This is a genomic window from Sphingobium sp. TomMM15, assembly GCF_055397045.1.
Genome location: NZ_AP027315.1, coordinates 67,830 through 84,752 on the forward strand (window position 1 = coordinate 67,830; position 16,923 = coordinate 84,752).

The 16,923-nt window shown below is 60.5% G+C and carries 13 protein-coding genes; 9 read left to right on the plus strand and 4 right to left on the minus strand.

What is annotated here, in order from left to right:
- Positions 1–2: 2 nt before the first annotated feature.
- From ACZ51H_RS13205 to ACZ51H_RS13225, 5 genes are all read left to right on the plus strand, one after another.
- A complete protein-coding gene (locus ACZ51H_RS13205; protein WP_449469274.1) occupies positions 3–530 on the plus strand; it encodes a nuclear transport factor 2 family protein in 528 nt (175 codons plus the stop codon).
- Between the two features lie 93 nt (positions 531–623).
- The gene (locus ACZ51H_RS13210) at positions 624–2,753 is read left to right on the plus strand and encodes an FAD-dependent oxidoreductase (protein WP_464803245.1); all 2,130 of its coding nucleotides are present in this window, start codon (positions 624–626) and stop codon (positions 2,751–2,753) included.
- 14 nt (positions 2,754–2,767) lie between these two features.
- A complete protein-coding gene (locus ACZ51H_RS13215) occupies positions 2,768–3,487 on the plus strand; it encodes an SDR family NAD(P)-dependent oxidoreductase (RefSeq protein ID WP_464803246.1) in 720 nt (239 codons plus the stop codon).
- Positions 3,488–3,585: 98 nt separating this feature from the next.
- Positions 3,586–4,719, plus strand: a complete 1,134-nt coding sequence (locus tag ACZ51H_RS13220; RefSeq protein ID WP_464795189.1) for a helix-turn-helix transcriptional regulator — start codon at positions 3,586–3,588, stop codon at positions 4,717–4,719.
- Positions 4,720–4,825: 106 nt separating this feature from the next.
- Entirely contained in the window at positions 4,826–7,165 is a 2,340-nt protein-coding gene (locus tag ACZ51H_RS13225; protein ID WP_464803247.1) for a TonB-dependent receptor, read from the plus strand.
- Positions 7,166–7,414: 249 nt separating this feature from the next.
- On the opposite strand, the gene ACZ51H_RS13230 is transcribed toward ACZ51H_RS13225, so the two are convergent.
- The 3 genes from ACZ51H_RS13230 to ACZ51H_RS13240 form a co-directional block, all read right to left on the minus strand.
- The gene (locus ACZ51H_RS13230; RefSeq protein WP_464803474.1) at positions 7,415–7,732 is read right to left on the minus strand and encodes an IS30 family transposase; all 318 of its coding nucleotides are present in this window, start codon (positions 7,730–7,732) and stop codon (positions 7,415–7,417) included.
- A gap of 549 nt (positions 7,733–8,281) precedes the next feature.
- A complete protein-coding gene (rhaI, locus tag ACZ51H_RS13235) occupies positions 8,282–9,574 on the minus strand; it encodes an L-rhamnose catabolism isomerase (protein ID WP_464803248.1) in 1,293 nt (430 codons plus the stop codon).
- A 23-nt stretch (positions 9,575–9,597) separates the two neighbouring features.
- On the minus strand, positions 9,598–11,709 hold the full coding sequence (locus ACZ51H_RS13240) for a bifunctional rhamnulose-1-phosphate aldolase/short-chain dehydrogenase (RefSeq protein WP_464803249.1): 2,112 nt from the start codon (positions 11,707–11,709) through the stop codon (positions 9,598–9,600).
- A gap of 89 nt (positions 11,710–11,798) precedes the next feature.
- Between ACZ51H_RS13240 and ACZ51H_RS13245 the strand changes: the two genes are divergently transcribed.
- Genes ACZ51H_RS13245 through ACZ51H_RS13260 form a run of 4 tightly spaced genes read left to right on the plus strand, consistent with a single transcriptional unit; the run spans position 11,799 to position 16,433 of the window.
- A complete protein-coding gene (locus ACZ51H_RS13245) occupies positions 11,799–13,217 on the plus strand; it encodes an FGGY-family carbohydrate kinase (RefSeq protein WP_464803250.1) in 1,419 nt (472 codons plus the stop codon).
- A gap of 12 nt (positions 13,218–13,229) precedes the next feature.
- Entirely contained in the window at positions 13,230–14,384 is a 1,155-nt protein-coding gene (lldD, locus tag ACZ51H_RS13250) for an FMN-dependent L-lactate dehydrogenase LldD (protein ID WP_460988208.1), read from the plus strand.
- Positions 14,381–15,625: an MFS transporter gene (locus ACZ51H_RS13255; protein WP_464795195.1), complete on the plus strand. Its 1,245-nt coding sequence runs from the start codon at positions 14,381–14,383 to the stop codon at positions 15,623–15,625. Before lldD ends, ACZ51H_RS13255 begins: the two co-directional genes overlap by 4 nt.
- Before the next feature lie 19 nt (positions 15,626–15,644).
- Positions 15,645–16,433, plus strand: coding sequence for a DeoR/GlpR family DNA-binding transcription regulator (locus tag ACZ51H_RS13260; RefSeq protein ID WP_464803251.1), 789 nt, complete (start codon positions 15,645–15,647; stop codon positions 16,431–16,433).
- Between the two features lie 115 nt (positions 16,434–16,548).
- Here ACZ51H_RS13260 and ACZ51H_RS13265 read toward each other — a convergent pair whose 3' ends face one another.
- Positions 16,549–16,839 carry a hypothetical protein gene (locus ACZ51H_RS13265; protein WP_449469254.1) on the minus strand — a complete coding sequence of 97 codons (291 nt, stop codon included), beginning with the start codon at positions 16,837–16,839 and terminating at the stop codon, positions 16,549–16,551.
- Positions 16,840–16,923: the final 84 nt, after the last annotated feature.

Below are 16,923 nucleotides of genomic sequence, written 5' to 3' on the forward strand. Positions count from 1 at the left end.
GCATGGCATCCTATCCACAACAAGAGGTCGAGGCCGCCATCACCCGCCTGCGCGACGCCTTTGTCGAAGCGGAGGCGCGTAACGACTGGTCATGGATCGCCGACGAACTCTACCATGAGGATTGCGTCTATATCTGTCCCTATGGTGGCGCGATGCCCGTTCGTGCGGACGGGCGGGAGGCGATAAGACGGACCCATTATGGCCGCGACATGGATGTCGGTTCAGGGTGGGAGGGCTGGACCTTCCCCATATTGGACTGGGCGATCGCGGATGATCGGATCATCAGCCACTGGGTCAATCGCGGCCCCGGCCGACGAGCGGACGGAGGGTTTTACGAGACCCATGGCGTATCGCTGATCACCTATGGGGGCGGCGGTAAATTTTCATCGCAATATGATCTGTTCGACATCGCCCACCAGATGCGCCTGTGCGATGAGCTGGAGGATGCGGGTCTGCTCAGCCCCACGCTTAAGGCGGAATGGGTCGATCCGATGAAGGACAGGCTCATAACCATGCTGGAACGGCGCTGATCCCCTACAAATTGATGATGCGCGCCTGATGCGTAACCACCAATCAGGATGTTTAGCACCTGCCATCCGAGCAGGGTGAAGGAGGATCGCCACATGGCCTATAGCCATCTGCTCGCACCGGGACATATCGGCGCGATGGACTTGCGCAATCGGATGTTCATGACGCCGATGGGGTCCAACCTTGCGGACGAGGACGGGATCACCGGCGAACGGCTGCGCGCTTATTATGAGGAACGCGCAAAGGGCGGCGCGGCGCTGATCATGATGGGATCGGTATCGATCGGCTATCCCGAAGGCTCCGGCAACTGGCGCAACGAGGCGATTTCGCATGAGCGCCATGTGCCGGGCGTGCGGGCGCTGGCCGACGCGGTCCACGCTCATGGCGCGAAACTCGCGATGCAGCTTCAGCACGCTGGTCTGGTCGCGATGAATGACATGCTGGCTGGACGGCCGATCTGGACGCCTTCGATCCCGGCGGTCGGTAAGAGCGATGGCGACATGATGGAGGGATTCCTGGAGGATGAACTGGCCATCTTTACCGCGCCATTTGCTGCCATGGGTGCGCCCAACTACCGCGTCATGACCGTGCAGGATATCGAGCAACTGGTCCAGATGTTCGCCAGCGCCGCGCAACGCGCCCAGCGCGCAGGCGTCGATGCGGTCGAACTTCATGCCGGTCACGGTTACCTGATCTCATCTTTCCTCAATCCATTGATCAACCAGCGCGGCGACGATTATGGCGGCTCGATCGAGAACCGCTCGCGCTTGCTATGCGATATCATTCGCGGCGTGCGCGCCGCCGTCGGCCCCGACATGCCGATATGGCCGCGCCTGGACAGCCAGCATTTCCTGATCGACGGCGGCATCACAGTGGAGGACGCGGCCGCGACCGCCCGGCTGGCTCAGGAGGCAGGAGCCGACGCCATCCACATATCGGCCGATGGCCATCCGGGTCGGGGCCTTACCTATTCGACCGGACATGCAACCGACACGCGCAACGGGTTTGTCGAGGCGGCAGCGCGGATCAAGGCACATGTGACTATACCGATCATCTGCCCCGGCCGGATCGAGCCGGAAGATGCCGACCGCTTCATCGCTGATGGGAAGCTAGATTTCGTGACGATGGGCCGCAAGCTGTTGGCCGACCCTCATTTGCCGGCCAAGCTGGCCGCGGGGAAGGCCGATCAGATTCGCCCCTGCGTCTACTGCTACACCTGCATCAGCCAGATATTTTTCAGTCGTCCGGTGAAATGCGCGGTCAATCCCGAAACAGGCTTTGAGCGTGAGCGCGCGCTCGTTCCTGCCACCGCCGCTCGCCATATTGCCGTGATCGGCGGTGGTCCCGCCGGGATGGAGGCGGCGCGACGGCTGGCAAAGCGGGGCCATCAGGTCACGCTGCTGGAGGCAACAGACTCTCTAGGCGGGACCGCCCGCTTCGCATCGATCGCCTATGCCCCGAACCAGGGCATTGTCGATTGGCTGAAACGGGAAGTGAAAGGCGAGCCGAATATCACCGTGCAACTGAGCACGAAGGCGACGCCCGAACTGCTCACTACCCTGGCCCCCGACGAAGTCGTCGTCGCCACCGGCGCGCGACGTGCGCTGCCCCCCATTCCCGGCGCGGATCGCGACAACGTGTTTAGCGGCGACGAAATGCGCAGCCTGATGCTGGGACAGGATCTGGGCAAGCTGGCGCGCAAGGTCGACGCCAAGACGCGGCTGATGATGCGTGCAGGTCGTGTCACCGGCCTGACGGGACGGCCCGGTTTCATCCGCGCTGCCAGCACCTATTTCATGCCCTTTGGCGAACGCGTGGTGATTATCGGCGGCGAACTGGTTGGGCTGGAACTGGCCGAATTCCTTGCCAAGCGCGGTCGAAAGGTCGTCGTGATCGACGAAGCGGCCAAGATGGGTGCGGGTCTTCAGGTCGTGCGCCGCTGGCGAGTGCTTGATGAACTTCATCATCTGGGCGTCACGCTCCTGCCGAACGCCGGGGACATTGCGATTGGCGATAAGAACGTCAGCTACCGCAACAGCTTCGGACAAGTGAGAACGGTGGCTGCCGACCAGGTGATCGTCGCCAAGGGCGCGCAAGGCGACTCTCGTTTGGCCGACCAACTGAAAGCGGCCGGATTCAGTGTGCGCAGCATCGGCGACGCCAATGGTGTAGGCTATATCGAAGGTGCGATGCAGGATGCGGCCGACGCCGTGATTGATATTTGAAGAAAGGAATGGCGATGTTCGACTTTACCGGACGGCATGTGCTCGTCACCGGCGGGACCAGCGGGATCGGCGCGGGCATCGCTGCTGCCTTCATCGCTGCGGGCGCACATGTTATCGTCACGGGTACACGGCCGACAGAAGCGGATTATGAAGACATTCCGCCAGGCGCCACCTATTGCCCCCTTCGTCTTGGCGACCGGCTTAGCATCGACGCCTTGGTGGCGGATTTGGGGGCGTTGGACATCCTCATTAACAATGCGGGCGGTACGTCCGTCCCGGAGGATTTCGACGCAGCCATCGACGCCAATCTGAAAGGCGTCCATGCGTTGACGATCGCCTGCCTGCCGCTGCTGGTGCAAAGTCGGCACGACGGCGGCGGCGCGGTCGTGACGATCGCCTCGATGATGGCGATCTTCGGCAACTCCATGTTCCCCGGATATAGCGCGGCCAAGGCTGGCCTTCTGCTACTGACCAAATCGCTGGCGCAAGGGTGGGGGGCAAAGGGCGTGCGGATCAACGCCGTGGCGCCCGGTCCGGTTCGCACGCCGATGACGGAGCGCTACGCCGATGATCCTGTCTATGGTCCCGGCACGGCGCAGCGGATGGCGCTTGGCCGCTGGGGAACACCAGACGACATAGCAGGGCCGACCCTGTTCCTCGCCAGTGCGGCTGCGCGGTTTGTGACGGGGGAATGTCTGGTGGCGAGCGGCGGGTATATGATCGCTGAGGCATGATGCTTGCCAAAGACATGGTGACGATTGGCAAGCCTCGCGCAACCGACTACGCTCTCCATCAGACGCATCCGGTAAAGGAGCGCGAAGGAGATAATAGGATGGTCGCACACGCGAATGAGGTCGCCTGCTTTTCGCGTATGATCCTGGCACTCAATGCTTCGCTGGTCAGCGAAGATCCATGGCGAGACTTTCTGCTGCTGCTTCGCGATCATGTGAACGCAAAATGGGCAACGCTGATCCTCACGCCGCCCAATATGGATGGTTTGGGCACAATGATAACGCCCACCGCACCACCGCCTGCGATTCAAGAATATCTTGACCGCTTTATGCAGATCGACCCCTTTGTCGGCCTGCCCGAAGGCAAGGTCGTGGCGTTGTATGAATATGTGGCCGAGGCGAAACTCAAAAATTCAGCCTATTATAAAGGGTGGCTGGAAGGCATCGACGGTTCGCACGTTCTTGGCGTGGATCTGCGCATAAGCAATGGCCTGGAAGCCCGACTTCGGCTGACGAGGGCGCCTCATGGGGCGCCTTTCGATACTGAAGAGCGCGGCCGTATAGAAGAAATCGTGCCCCATCTGCGGCAGGCGGTCGAACTCTATCGCCGACTGGAGGTGTCCCGTTCGGAGCAGGCAGTGATGACCGGCGCCATCGAACAGTTCGCTGTCGGCACCGTGATGCTCGATCATAATCTGAATGTTCTCAAGATGAACGAACTTGCCGCATCCATCCTGGCCGATGGGGATGGGATAAGCATCGTGGGGCAGCGTCTGGCGATCGCCAATTCCAGCCGTGACCGCGAATTTCGCCAGCAACTCAAGGATGCGGTGAACGCCGCGCCAGGATCATCTCCTTCAGTATTCCTGGTCGAACGTCCATCGGGCCACCGAGACATCGGGATCGTCATTCGGTCAATCACTATTCCTAATTTCATGCATGGTGGGACAACGCCGGCCATCGCGCTTTTCCTGGGCGATCCGGAACGTCAGTGCGTCGTGACCAGCGATGCCCTGAGGGAATTGTTCGCCTTTACCCCGACAGAGGCGTCGATCGCGGCTTCGCTTGCAAACGGCGTGTCGGTGATCGAGACCGCGCATCGGCTGGGCATTGCCGAAAACACCGTGCGCGCGCATCTCCGCTCTATCTTTGCCAAGACGGGCGCGACCCGCCAATCACAGCTTGTGCATCTCATCCACACCAGTCTGCCCGAACTCGCCGTCGTTCGCCGCTAAATTATCCAACCTAATTGATTTGAAGGTATTGCAACGCGCTTAGCAGGGCGATGCTCAACCCCACAGGATCCGCGCCAAAGCGGACAGAACCGAGGGGATACCGAAGATGGCTTACGGAAAATATCATTATCTTGCTGGTTCGGCATTGATGCTTGCTCTGGTAGCGTCACAGGCAAATGCGCAGGATTCTTCACCAGCAGCACCCGCCCAAGCGACGCAGGGCGTGGGTCTTCAGGACATCGTGGTTACTGCGCGGAAGCGTTCTGAAAACCTGCAAAATGTCCCAACAGCCGTAACAGCTCTCGGTGCGCTTCAAATTGCGGATTATCAGATCAAGAGCTTCCAGGACGTCGGCAAGACCGCGCCAAACGTCAATATCCAGAAGCAGGCAGGCTCACCCAGCGCGCCGCAGTTCAATATTCGCGGCGTTTCGTCCGGTTCTATCAACTTCCAGGTCGATTCCGGCGTCGCGCTCTATGTAGATGGCGTTTATCTTGGCCGACCCGGCAACTCCGCCTTCGATCTGGCCGATCTTGAACATCTCGAAGTCCTGCGCGGTCCACAGGGCACACTCTTTGGCCGCAACTCTACCGGCGGCGCAATCGCATTTGTGACGGCCAGCCCGACCGGTAAATTCGGTGTCGAGGCCGAAGGAACGCTAGGAAACTACCATCGCCATCGCGGGCGGATAACGGTCAACACGCCTGAATGGGCTGGTCTTTCGGCGCGGTTCACATATGTCCATGACGAAAATGACGGTTATGTAAAGAATTCCGCCCCGCAGCGTACATTCCTTTATCCGGAACCATTCGGGCCGTCGACCAGTGCGAAGAGCTTTGGCGCGAACAACACCGAGTCGTTTTTCGCAGCAATCCGCTATGCCGGGATCGATGGCCTGACGCTCGATTATCGCTTCAACTATACCGACATGGTAACCACGCTCGACGCCATGCAATTGCTGCACAGCGGCGCCGCATTTAGCGGCATCACCAACTTCCCGAACCAGCCTGCACTTGGCGGCACGATGGTGGAGAGCTTGACGCGGCTCGACCGCATTCCGATCGATGGCCTTTCTCCAGCTACCCAAAAAACCTGGGGCCACAGCCTTACGGCTGTTTATGAGCTTAGCGATTCCTTGAGCGTCAAATATATTGGCGGACTGCGCGGGTTTACGCTGAACTCATCGTCTGATCTCGACGGAAATTCGCTGGTGGACCCTTATGGCGGGACCGGTGGGTATTTTCAGGCGCTTGCAGCCGAGCGCTATGCAAAGCAGCGGCAGTCGTCCCACGAACTGCAACTCCTCGGCCACACCGGCAGTTTGGATTTTGTTGGTGGCCTGTTCTATTATCGCGAAAAGGCCTACCTCAACAGCCCGACCATTTTCGGACAGATCAGCCAACCAGGCGTCCCGATCCCTATCAATAATCCCGGCAGCTATCTTGCGGGTGGCGACCTGCTTAAGGTGCTCAACAAATCTTACGCGGCTTATGCACATGCCAATCTCAAGTTGACCGATGCGCTCGAACTGGGCGGCGGCATCCGCTATTCTAAAGATGATCGCACGGAGAATGATCTGATTGATGCGGATCGGACCCCCACGGTTCAGCGCGGCAGCTTCAACGCCAAGCAGGATCGCGTCGATTATGACGCATCATTGAAATATCAGTTTGCCCAAAGCAGCAACGTCTATGCGAAATTTGCCACCGGTTTCGTTTCGGGGGGTATCTTCCATGGCGCGGAATTCCAGCCGGAAACCATTAAATCCTACGAAGCGGGCGTGAAGTCTGAATTTCTTGATCGGCGCGTCCGACTTAACGTCGCTTTATTCCAGGCGGATCGAAAAGGCCTCCAGGTGACGGGCTTTGATCCCAATCAGGGTGGCAACATCTTGCTGAATGCCGGTAGCGAAAGAGCGCGGGGCTACGAAATTGAAGCCACGATCCTGCCGGTCGACGGCCTTACTTTGACCGGCACCTATGGCTTTACGGACGTCAATGCAAAGCCACAAACGGCTAATCCGGCAGCTACCCCGGTGCGTACATATCAACCCCGGCGCACCGGCTATGTCGCTGCGCAATATGAGTTCCCCGAATTTCCAGATGGCACCAAGATGAGCTTCCGCATTGATGGCCAGTATAAGGGCGATCATTTCCGGTTGCAGTGCCCGGTCGGCGCCACGCAATCGGCGACGGACGGTTGTATCGGTGCTGGTGATCCCGTGCTCGACGACCAGTTGGTTATAAGGGCAACTTGGGAAATAGGCGCACGGTTCACCTTTGCCGAAATCCCGGTAGGCAACGCCAAGGGCAAGATTTCCCTCTGGGGCAAAAATCTCAACAATTCGGATAAGCCAGAGTTTCTGTTTCCGATCTTCGATACGTGGGTACTCGGCACCTTCCAGGCTCCGCGCACATACGGGATCGACGTCGGTATCGCGTTCTGAACTTCAAGTGTGTGTGTCGGCTGCTTCGTTATTGTCGACACACACACACTCCATGTCTTATTGCGACGGGCGGGTATACCGCCTTCCTCGTCAGAAAATGGCTATCCCTTCCGGCGGTTTCGATTTGAAGTGCGACACCCGGGGTGATGCATAGCATTTCATCCGGGCTTGAGGAGGGCGATCTGTTCTCCCACGACCTTGTGCGGGGTGCGATAGCCCAGGCACTGGAGGGCTGTGCTGTTGAGGCGATCAGCGACGGCTTGTGGATTTCCTTGTCCGACAGCAGCGCAATGTGTTGGAGGGCAGGAAGCGCCGTATCCGTCCATTGCAATTTTCCACGCCACCTTTCTGCCAGGGCGTGGACGGCAGGCAGAAATAGCTGGTGATGCCGAGCCTGTTTAGCAGTGTCGCAAAAGCGGCAAATTCCGTGCCCCGATCGAAGGTGATGCTGCGCCGGAGGGCAGGGGGGATGCCCCGCAAACGCCGATCGATGCCGGCCATGACCCCAGCGGAATGCCGGCTCGGATTATGCGCGAGGAAAGTGAAGCGGCTGCGGCGTTCGACCAGCGAGGTGAGATTGGCTTTGCCATACTCTCTCCTAAAAAATCAGAAGATGGCCTTCCCAATGTCCTAATCTGCTGCGATCCGCAATTTCCGGCGGTCGTGCGCCGATCGTATTGACCACAGTAATATGGAGACCGCGTGGCTTACGAGCGTAGCGTAGCGTTGTCGGCGCGAACGGCGGGCAACCGCCAGGTGGCACACCGTCCCGGTTGCCCTGATGACGCCCGCAAATAACTCGCAATCTGTCTGCGATAAATCGTCGATGGATGGCGCCGCAGCGCGTTCACAACCTGCCGCACAGACCGTCGACCAATCGATAAATGTCACGCCGCTCGTCCAAACTCAGATGCTGATAGCCGTTCACTGCGTGCCGTCCTGGAAAGGGGATCAAATCCCTATAAATCCTAGGATTTCGCACTTCGAATTAGAATCCACCGCTTACACGAAATTTATTCGATAATATATCTTATGTTAAATATGATCTGAATGGGAAGGGGTAGATGATAGAAAGGACACAGTCATATTCTGACCGCGCCCTTTCAAATTTTCAGATCAGACGATCCCTGCGCCCAAGCCGACCGGCTTACGCTCCTGCGCCTTGCGTTCGCGCCATAGGCTGGCGCGGTAGGTTGCGAGCACATCAATCGCGCCGCCAGCCTCCAACCGTGCCTTGGCGATGATCGGTGCCACGTCGACATTATAAGCACGGCGCAGCGCCTGGAACGCCATCATTGTGTCATTGCCTTCCTGCGCGGCGTGCAGCGCGTCGCGATCGACCAGCAGCGCCTTGGCGTAGCAAGCCGTGATCGTCTCGGCAGACGACAGCATGGATTCGATCGGGTCGGTCACATTGTGCGACTGGTCGATCATGTAGCTGGGGTTGAACCCGTCGCGCGGGTGCATTTCCGCCTCGACCAGCTCATTGAAGACCAGATACAATTGGTGGGGATTGATCGAGCCGCTGTCCAGATCGTCGTCGCCATATTTGCTGTCGTTGAAGTGGAAGCCGCCCAGCTTGCCGAAGCGGTGTAGGCGCGCCACGATCTGTTCGATATTGACGTTGGGCGCATGGTGGCCAAGGTCGACCAGGCATTTGGCCTTCGGACCCAGTTCCTGTGCGGCCAGGATTGACGAACCCCAATCCGAAATGACGGTCGAGTAGAAGGCGGGCTCGAACATCTTATGTTCCAGCAGCATCCGCCAATCGTCGGGCAGCGCCGCATAGACCTGAGCTGCAGCTTCCAGATAGCGGTCTAGGCTGCGGGCGAAGTCCTGCTGGCCCGGGAAGTTGGTTCCGTCGCCAACCCAGACGGTCAGATCGGTGGAACCCAGCTGACGGCCGATCTCGATGCACTCGATATTATGCTCAACCGCCTGCTGGCGGGTCGCTTCCACGGTCGAGGACAGTGATCCCGTGGCGTAGGTCTGAGCCTGTCCAACCTGATCCTGGAAAGTGTTGGAATTGACGGCATCAAAACCCAAACCAAGGCTCTGAGCTTCCTCGAGCAGGCCTTTGTAATCGCTTACCTTGTCCCAGGGAAAGTGCGGCGAGACGCGTGGCGTAACGCGGCTCAGCTGGTTGATGACGGCGCAATCTTCCAGCTTCTCATGGATGTTGGTTGGCTCGCCCGCGATCGGGAACTTGGCGAAGCGGGTGCCACCCCGTCCCGCGCCCCAGCTGGGCACGGCAACGGAAAAGCTCGCGACGCGGTCCTTGATCGCGTCGATGTCGATGCCGGTGCGCGACAGCTTGCGGCCGAGCGCGGCATAATCTTCTTCCAGTGCTTGCGCGTCGCGGGCATTGGATTCCGCAATGAGTTCAGCGGAAATGGGCAGGTTGGTCATGATATTAGCCTCTCCGTTGCCGATCAGCGCGTGAACGCCTGGGCATTGCCCGCATCGACATTGATCATGTTGCCGGTCGACTTGGCCGACATGTCGCCGGCAAGGAAGTAAACCGCTTCGGCGATGTCGGACGGCAGCACGTCGCGCTTCAGCATCGAACGCTGGCGGTAATGCTCCTCCAGCTCCTTGCCCGAGTCAATGCCGTGCGCACCGGCGCGTTCCTTGCGCCAGTCGCCGTCCCAGATCTTGCTGCCCTTAATGACAGCGTCCGGGTTCACCGTGTTGACGCGGATGCCGAAGGGCGCGCCCTCCAGCGCCAGACAGCGCGCCAGATGGTTGGCGGCTGCCTTGGCCGACGCATAGGCCGACGCGTTGGTCGCAGCGGCAACGCCATTCTTCGAACCGATGAACACGATCGATGCGCCGCCCTGCTCCTTCATCCGCTTCATCAGCGGGAAGGCTGCGCGGGCGGTGAGGAAATAGCCCTCGGCCAGCACGTCGTAATTCTTGCGCCACAGGGCAACGGTGGTTTCCTCGATCGGTGCCGACGACGCGATGCCCGCATTGGCGACCAGAATGTCGAGACCGCCGAACTCACGGGCGCAATCATCGAACGCGGCCTGGACCTGCGCTTCGTCCGTCACGTCGCAGACGGCGGCACGGATCACGTCCTTGCCGAACTGCTTGGCAAAGCCCGCCCGCACTTCCTCGATCGCGTCGGCGGCACGGTCGGCCAGCATGACGCAGGCGCCGTCCGCCAGCAGACGCGCGGCGGTCGCGGCCCCGATGCCGCCCGCGCCACCCGTCACCAGGGCGATTTTGCCGACCAGCGGCTTGGGCTTGGGCATGCGCTGGAGCTTTGCTTCTTCCAGCAGCCAATATTCGATGTCGAACGCTTCCTGTTCGTCCAGCGCGATATATTCGCCGATCGCTTCGGCGCCGCGCATGACGTTGATCGCGTTGCCGTAGAACTCACCAGCCAGGCGCGCGGTGGTCTTGTCACCGGCGAAGGTGATGCGGCCGACGCCCGGCACCAGCACGACGATCGGGTTGGCATCGCGCATCGCGGGCGAATTGGACCGCTTGCAACGCTCATAATAGGCCGCATACATGTCGCGATAGGCCGCGATCTGCTCCGCCAGATAGACGTCGTCCTGCAACTTCGCAGGATCGAGCGGCAGCGGCGCGATCTTGGTACGCAGGAAATGGTCGGGGCAGGATGTGCCCAGTCCGGCGAGGCGGAGGAATTCGGCCGAGCCGACAAATTCCAGGGCTTCGGCGTCGTCCGAATAGTGGCCGACCTTGGTGCGCGCGCCGGTCATCAGGCCGCGCAAGCGGGGCATCAGGTCGGCGGCGATCGCCGCACGATCGGCATTGGGAGCAACGACCTGACCACCAAAGGCAGGCTTTTCGGCCAGCTTGGCGTTCAGATAATTGGCCGCGTCCGCGATCAGTTCGACCGTATGTTCGTAACAGGACTTGGCGCTGTCGGCCCAGCAGATGATGCCATGGCCGGCGAGCATTACGCCTTCGACGCCGGGGTTCGCCTTCACATAGTCGCGCAGCTGTACGCCCAGCGTGTAGCCGGGGCGCTTCCAGGGCAGCCACCCGATCTTGCCGCCCCAGATTTCCTTGGTCGCGGCTTCGCCACCGGAAGAAGCGGCCAGTGCGATGATGGCGTCGGGATGAACGTGATCGACATGTGCAAAAGGAAGTAGCGAATGCAGCGGGGTGTCGATGGAGGCGGCGCGGGGGTTCAGGTTGAACGTGCAGTGGGGCAGGTAGCCGACCATCTTGTCGTCGTCGTCGGGGCCGCCATAATGCTTCTCAAGCCCTAGCAGCTTTTCCTGATAGAGCGTTGAAAAGCCATCCAGCTTCATCGAACCGATGTCGCCGCCGGACCCCTTGACCCACAGCACTTCGGTCTGCGCGCCCGTCAGGGGATCGGTCTCCACGATCTTGGCGGAGGTGTTGCCGCCGCCGAAATTGGTCACCGTCAGGTCCGAACCGAGCAGGTTCGACCGATAGAGGAGCAATTCGGAAGGGCTGAGAGTCGCGGCGACGCCGTCATCCCAGCGGCTGGAGGGGACGGCAAAGGGGATGGCCGCCGACGAGACTGGATTTTGCATGTTCATGGCGCTCCTATTATCATTTGCGCTTTCCTCGATCAATCCTTTGCGTTACTAATCGATCATATTCGATCAAACAATATGAGAAAAGTTTCATGCGGGAGGACGAACTGAACCGCGGCTTCGCCATCATCATCGATATCGGCAAAACGCTGAGCAAAGTGTCCCTTTGGTCACGTGACGGCCAGATTCTGGACCGCCAGGTCCGCCCGAACGAGGTGCGGATCGAGGACGGGATTCGCCGCCTCGACACTGCGGGCATCGCCGACTGGCTAATAGAATCACTGTCGCGCTATGCGTCGATTCCCGTGGAAGTCATCGTCCCCGTCGCGCACGGCGCGGGCGTAGCTGCGCTTGTTGGCGATGCACTTGCCTTCGCGCCGCTCGATTATGAGCAGTCTATTCCGGGCGAGATCATGGACGCCTATCGCGAAGAGCGCGATGCCTTTGCGATCACCGGTTCGCCCGCCCTGCCCGACGGCCTTAATATCGGGTCGCAACTTTACTGGCTTGATCGCCTCTACCCTGCCGAGATGGCGGCGGCGATACTGCTGCCCTGGGCTCAATATTGGGGCTGGTTCCTGTCGGGCGCCGCAGCGACGGAAGTGACAAGCCTCGGCTGCCACAGCGACCTTTGGACGCCCGATCAGGCCCGTTTCTCCCCGCTGGCCGAACGGCTTGGCTGGGCAGCGCGCTTTGCGCCGCTGGTCAAAGCGGCGGACAGCCTGGGCGCTATCCGGCCCGAGCTGGTGGAGCGCACCGGCCTTTCTCCCAATATCCGTGTTCTTGCCGGGCTGCACGATTCCAACGCGGCCTTGCTTGCCGCGCGCGGATTTGACGAGATCGCACAGGGCGATTCGACGATCCTGTCCACCGGCACCTGGTTCATCGCGATGCGCCTGCCGAAAGAAGCTTTGGTGACCAGCAGCCTTGCCGAAGGGCGCGATTGCCTGGTGAACGTCGATGCCTATGGATGCGCCGTGCCCTCGGCCCGCTTCATGGGCGGACGCGAAATCGAGACGGTGATCGAATTTGACACGCGCCGCGTCGATATCAAACCCGATCAACCAGCCTTGCTGGCCGCTGTGTCCGAGGTCGTACAATCGGGTGCGATGTTGCTGCCGACGTTGGCGCAGGGCTTTGGCCCCTACCCCACCGGCAGCGGCAACTGGATCGCACGGCCGGAAGATTGGTATCAGCGGCGCGCTGCGGTCTGCCTATATGCCGCATTGGTGGCCGAGACGATGCTGGACCTGATCGGCTCACGCGATCGACTGCTGGTCGAGGGACGCTTTGCCGATGCGGAGGTGTTCGTGCGGGCTCTGGCTTCGCTGCGGCCCGAAATGCAGGTCTATACCGCCAACGCCCATAATGATGTGTCCTTCGGTGCGCTGCGCCTGATCGATCCGAGCCTAAAGCCGCAGGGATCGCTCAGCCTTGTCAAACCGCTGGATCAGGATATTTCCTCTTACCGTTCCAGTTGGTTGGCTGGGATTGGTGAGATGGTTTCTTAAAGGTTTCCGCGAATGCCGATAGCCAGCGTTGCCGATTTCCGCGAGGCGGCCCGTCGCCGCCTGCCCCGGTTCCTGTTCGAATATATTGATGGCGGTTCGTACGCCGAAGTGACGCTACGCAAGAATGTGAGCGAGTTGAGCGATATCGCGCTTCGCCAGCGGGTGTTGCGCGATGTGTCTGAACTCGATCTTTCGACCCACCTGTTCGGGCAAAAGTTGGCGCTGCCGGTGGCGCTCGCGCCGATCGGGCTTGCCGGGCTGAATGCGCGGCGGGGCGAATGCCAGGCGCTTAAGGCGGCCGAAGGCGCTGGCGTCCCCTTCACCCTGTCAACCGTAGGCGCCTGTTCGCTCGACGAAGTCGCACGCGCGGCATCGCGTCCTTTCTGGTTCCAGCTGTACATGATCCGAGACCGGGCCTTTATGAAGGACCTGCTGGCCCAGGCGGCGGCAGCCAACTGTTCGGCGCTTGTCTTCACCGTGGATATGCCGGTGCCCGGTAGCCGCTATCGCGACTATCATAGCGGGCTTGCCGGAGCGGACGGCCTGAAGGGTGCGATCTGGCGTGCCGCTCAAGCCGCCATGAAGCCCGGTTGGGCATGGGATGTGGGCGTTCGCGGCCGTCCCCATACGTTGGGCAATGTCGCTCCCGTGCTCAAGGGCAAGACCGGGATCGAGGATTTCTTCGCCTGGATGCGCAATAATTTCGACCCGTCGATCAACTGGCGCGATCTGGATTTCATCCGATCGGAATGGAAGGGGCCGTTGATCATCAAGGGCCTGCTCGATCCCGAGGACGCGCGGGAGGCCGCTGCGCTGGGCGCGGACGGGATCATCGTGTCCAACCATGGCGGGCGACAATTGGACGGCGTGCTGTCCACGGCCCGCGCCCTGCCCCCGATTGCCGAGGCAGTTGGCGACAAGCTGACCGTGCTGGCCGATGGCGGTGTCCGATCGGGTCTGGACGTGGTGCGCATGCTGGCGCTGGGCGCCAAGGGCGTGCTGCTCGGGCGAGCCTGGGCTTATGCGCTGGCAGCGCAGGGGGAAGCGGGCGTTACGAAGATGCTGCAATTAATTGAAGCCGAAATGCGCGTGGCGATGGCGCTCACCGGCTGCTCCAATATCGCCGACATAGACCAGAGCATTTTGGCCGGGAGGGACGTGAAATGAGTGCGGGAGCACAGAAGGACAATTGGCGGGATACGATCCTTGCGGGTCTTGCCAACTATATCGACGCTGGTTCGATCGTTGCAGGCTCTGCCGCACTCGCGCTTTGGCAGGAACATTATAAGCTGTCGAACGACTTCATCGGCCTGATCGGTGCGTTCGGCCCGAACGCGATCGGCGCGGGCGTCGGCGCCTATGTCGGCGGGCGGCTGTGCGACAAGCTGGGCCGGAAAAAAATCTATCAGTGGGACATGCTCGTCTACGCGGTCGGCATGGCGCTGCTGGTCTTTGCCTTCGCGCCATGGATGATCGTGGTCGGCTTCCTTATCGTTGGCGTCGCGGTTGGCGCCGACATTCCGGCATCCTGGTCGCTGATCGCGGAGCAGGCGCCCGATGACCGGCGCGGCAAGCATTCAGGCGTCGCGCAGGTGCTGTGGTATCTGGGGCCGGTGGTCGTGCTGCTGCTGAGCCTGGCGCTGACCAGCCTTGGCGAATTGGGCGCGCGCATCGTCTTTGCCCATCTGCTGGTGATTGCCCTTGGCCTTACCTTCCTGCGGTCACGCATGAAGGAATCCGAACGCTGGGAAGCCGCGCAGAAGGAAGGCACACCCAAATTGCCGGTGTCCACGCTGTTCCAGCCTAAATATCTCGCCTCCATCCTGGGGCTGGTTGGCATGTATGGTTTCTGGAACCTGTGGGCAGGAACCAACGGCTTCTTCTTCCCCTATATCCTGCGCACGGTTGGCGCTGCCACACAGGCGCAGTCGGTCGCGATCCAGGCGCTGTCCTTTGCGATCGGCATGGTTTCCATCGGTCTTGTCTTCATGCGCTATGCCGACAAGGTGAACCAGCGCACGATGTTCGCGATTTCCGCAGCCATCCAGATCGTCGGCATGGCGTTGCTCGCCATCTTCCCGCTGACGATCCCGGTGGCGCTGCTCTACGTGTTCCTGCTCCAGTTCGGCGGCGGTTTCGGCGCGCAGAGCTTCTTCCAGCTGTGGAGTTCGGAGATGTTCCCGACAATGCTCCGGTCCACGGCGCAGGGGCTGTGTTTCGCCATCGTCCGCATCAGCCTTGGCATATTCAGCTTCTTCGTGCCGATGCTGAGCGCTACCGGCTTCACAACACTGGCGTGGATTTTGACAGGCTTCCTCGTCATAAGCGGCGTGATCGGCACCCTTTGGGCGCCACGTAACCAAGGCAAGTCGCTGGAACAGCTTGAGGCTGAACGGGCGGCTGCCTGATCAAGGGGGTTTGGGGACAATGCACGCGGAGGAACGCGAAAGGCTGATCATCGAAGCAATGGGCCTTACCGGCTTCGTCAGCTATCGCGCTCTTGAATCGCGGCTTGCAGCGTCCCCCGCCACCATCCGCCGCGACCTGACCCGCCTTGAGGAAGAGGGGGTAATCCACCGCGTTCGTGGTGGTGCAAGGTTGACGGAAAGCCATGGCGGCAAGCCTGAAGGCGCCGCCCGGCTCGCGGGCACCCCTTTTGCCCAGTCGATTACGGAGCATCTGTCGGAAAAGCAGGCGATCGGCCGCGCCGCCGCACAGCTATGCCTGCATGGCGAAGGCATCATGATCGACGGCGGCACGACGACGTTGCAGATGTGCCCGCATATCGGCGGCCTGGACCTGTCGGTGCTGACCAATTCGCTGCACATCGCCAATGCGCTGCTGCCTCAGTCGGGAACGCAGATATTGCTGCCTTCCGGGACATTGTTCAGGGAGCAGAACATCATTCTCGCGCCTGCGGGTGAAGAATCGATGCCGCGTTTCCATGCGCCAAAGCTTTTCATGGGCGCGGCGGCGGTGGGGCCACAGGGGGTGATGCAACAGGATGTCATCCTGGTTGCCGCCGAACGCCGCCTGATTGATCGGGCGGAACAGGTGATATTGCTGGTCGACAGCAGTAAATTCACCTCTTCATCGGGCGCGATCGTTTGCGGCTTGAATGAGGTGGATATCGTCGTGACGGATCCGGGCGTCGCACCGGCAGCGATGGCAATGCTGGATAAAGCCGGGGTGAGGGTGATCATCGCTGAAGTTTGATCACCAGTGCTGCATGCTATCATAGAACAGAGCGGGCGAGATATCCCGACAGCTTTTTCGGCCATCGCGGCATCTCGCCCGTTTATCTATTCAAAAATGCTTGATCGGGCGAGGATTACTCCTCGCCATTGTCCTTCACGCCAACGGTCGGGACGTCGATGGTTTCTTTTTTGGAGCCAACGACTACTGCCTTGGAATCGACGTCCACCTTGGGAAGCTCACCGCCCTTCACGCTGACTTCCGGAACATCGCCGCCAGATACGTCGGCCTTCCAGAAGCCAGTGGCAAACAGGATGCCGACAATTGCCAGAATGACGACCAGCACGATCGCAACAGTGCGCCCGCCGCTGCTCTTGTGAACGACCACGCGGTCTCCGGTATAGGGATCTTTATGTACTTCGGCCATCTTGTACCTCCTCCAGGTGGATATTGAACAGCTGGACCTTCAGCTTGTTCCGTCACCAGCCTAGAAGAAGCAGAGCGTCGCTCT

Coding starts and splice junctions, on each gene's coding strand:
- rhaI (WP_464803248.1), bottom strand. CDS start 9,574: ATGACCAACCTGCCCATTTCCGCTGAACTCATTGCGGAATCCAATGCC.
- ACZ51H_RS13220 (WP_464795189.1), top strand. CDS start 3,586: ATGGTCGCACACGCGAATGAGGTCGCCTGCTTTTCGCGTATGATCCTG.
- ACZ51H_RS13215 (WP_464803246.1), top strand. CDS start 2,768: ATGTTCGACTTTACCGGACGGCATGTGCTCGTCACCGGCGGGACCAGC.
- ACZ51H_RS13240 (WP_464803249.1), bottom strand. CDS start 11,709: ATGAACATGCAAAATCCAGTCTCGTCGGCGGCCATCCCCTTTGCCGTC.
- ACZ51H_RS13210 (WP_464803245.1), top strand. CDS start 624: ATGGCCTATAGCCATCTGCTCGCACCGGGACATATCGGCGCGATGGAC.
- ACZ51H_RS13265 (WP_449469254.1), bottom strand. CDS start 16,839: ATGGCCGAAGTACATAAAGATCCCTATACCGGAGACCGCGTGGTCGTT.
- ACZ51H_RS13255 (WP_464795195.1), top strand. CDS start 14,381: ATGAGTGCGGGAGCACAGAAGGACAATTGGCGGGATACGATCCTTGCG.
- ACZ51H_RS13260 (WP_464803251.1), top strand. CDS start 15,645: ATGCACGCGGAGGAACGCGAAAGGCTGATCATCGAAGCAATGGGCCTT.
- ACZ51H_RS13225 (WP_464803247.1), top strand. CDS start 4,826: ATGGCTTACGGAAAATATCATTATCTTGCTGGTTCGGCATTGATGCTT.
- ACZ51H_RS13245 (WP_464803250.1), top strand. CDS start 11,799: ATGCGGGAGGACGAACTGAACCGCGGCTTCGCCATCATCATCGATATC.
- lldD (WP_460988208.1), top strand. CDS start 13,230: ATGCCGATAGCCAGCGTTGCCGATTTCCGCGAGGCGGCCCGTCGCCGC.
- ACZ51H_RS13205 (WP_449469274.1), top strand. CDS start 3: ATGGCATCCTATCCACAACAAGAGGTCGAGGCCGCCATCACCCGCCTG.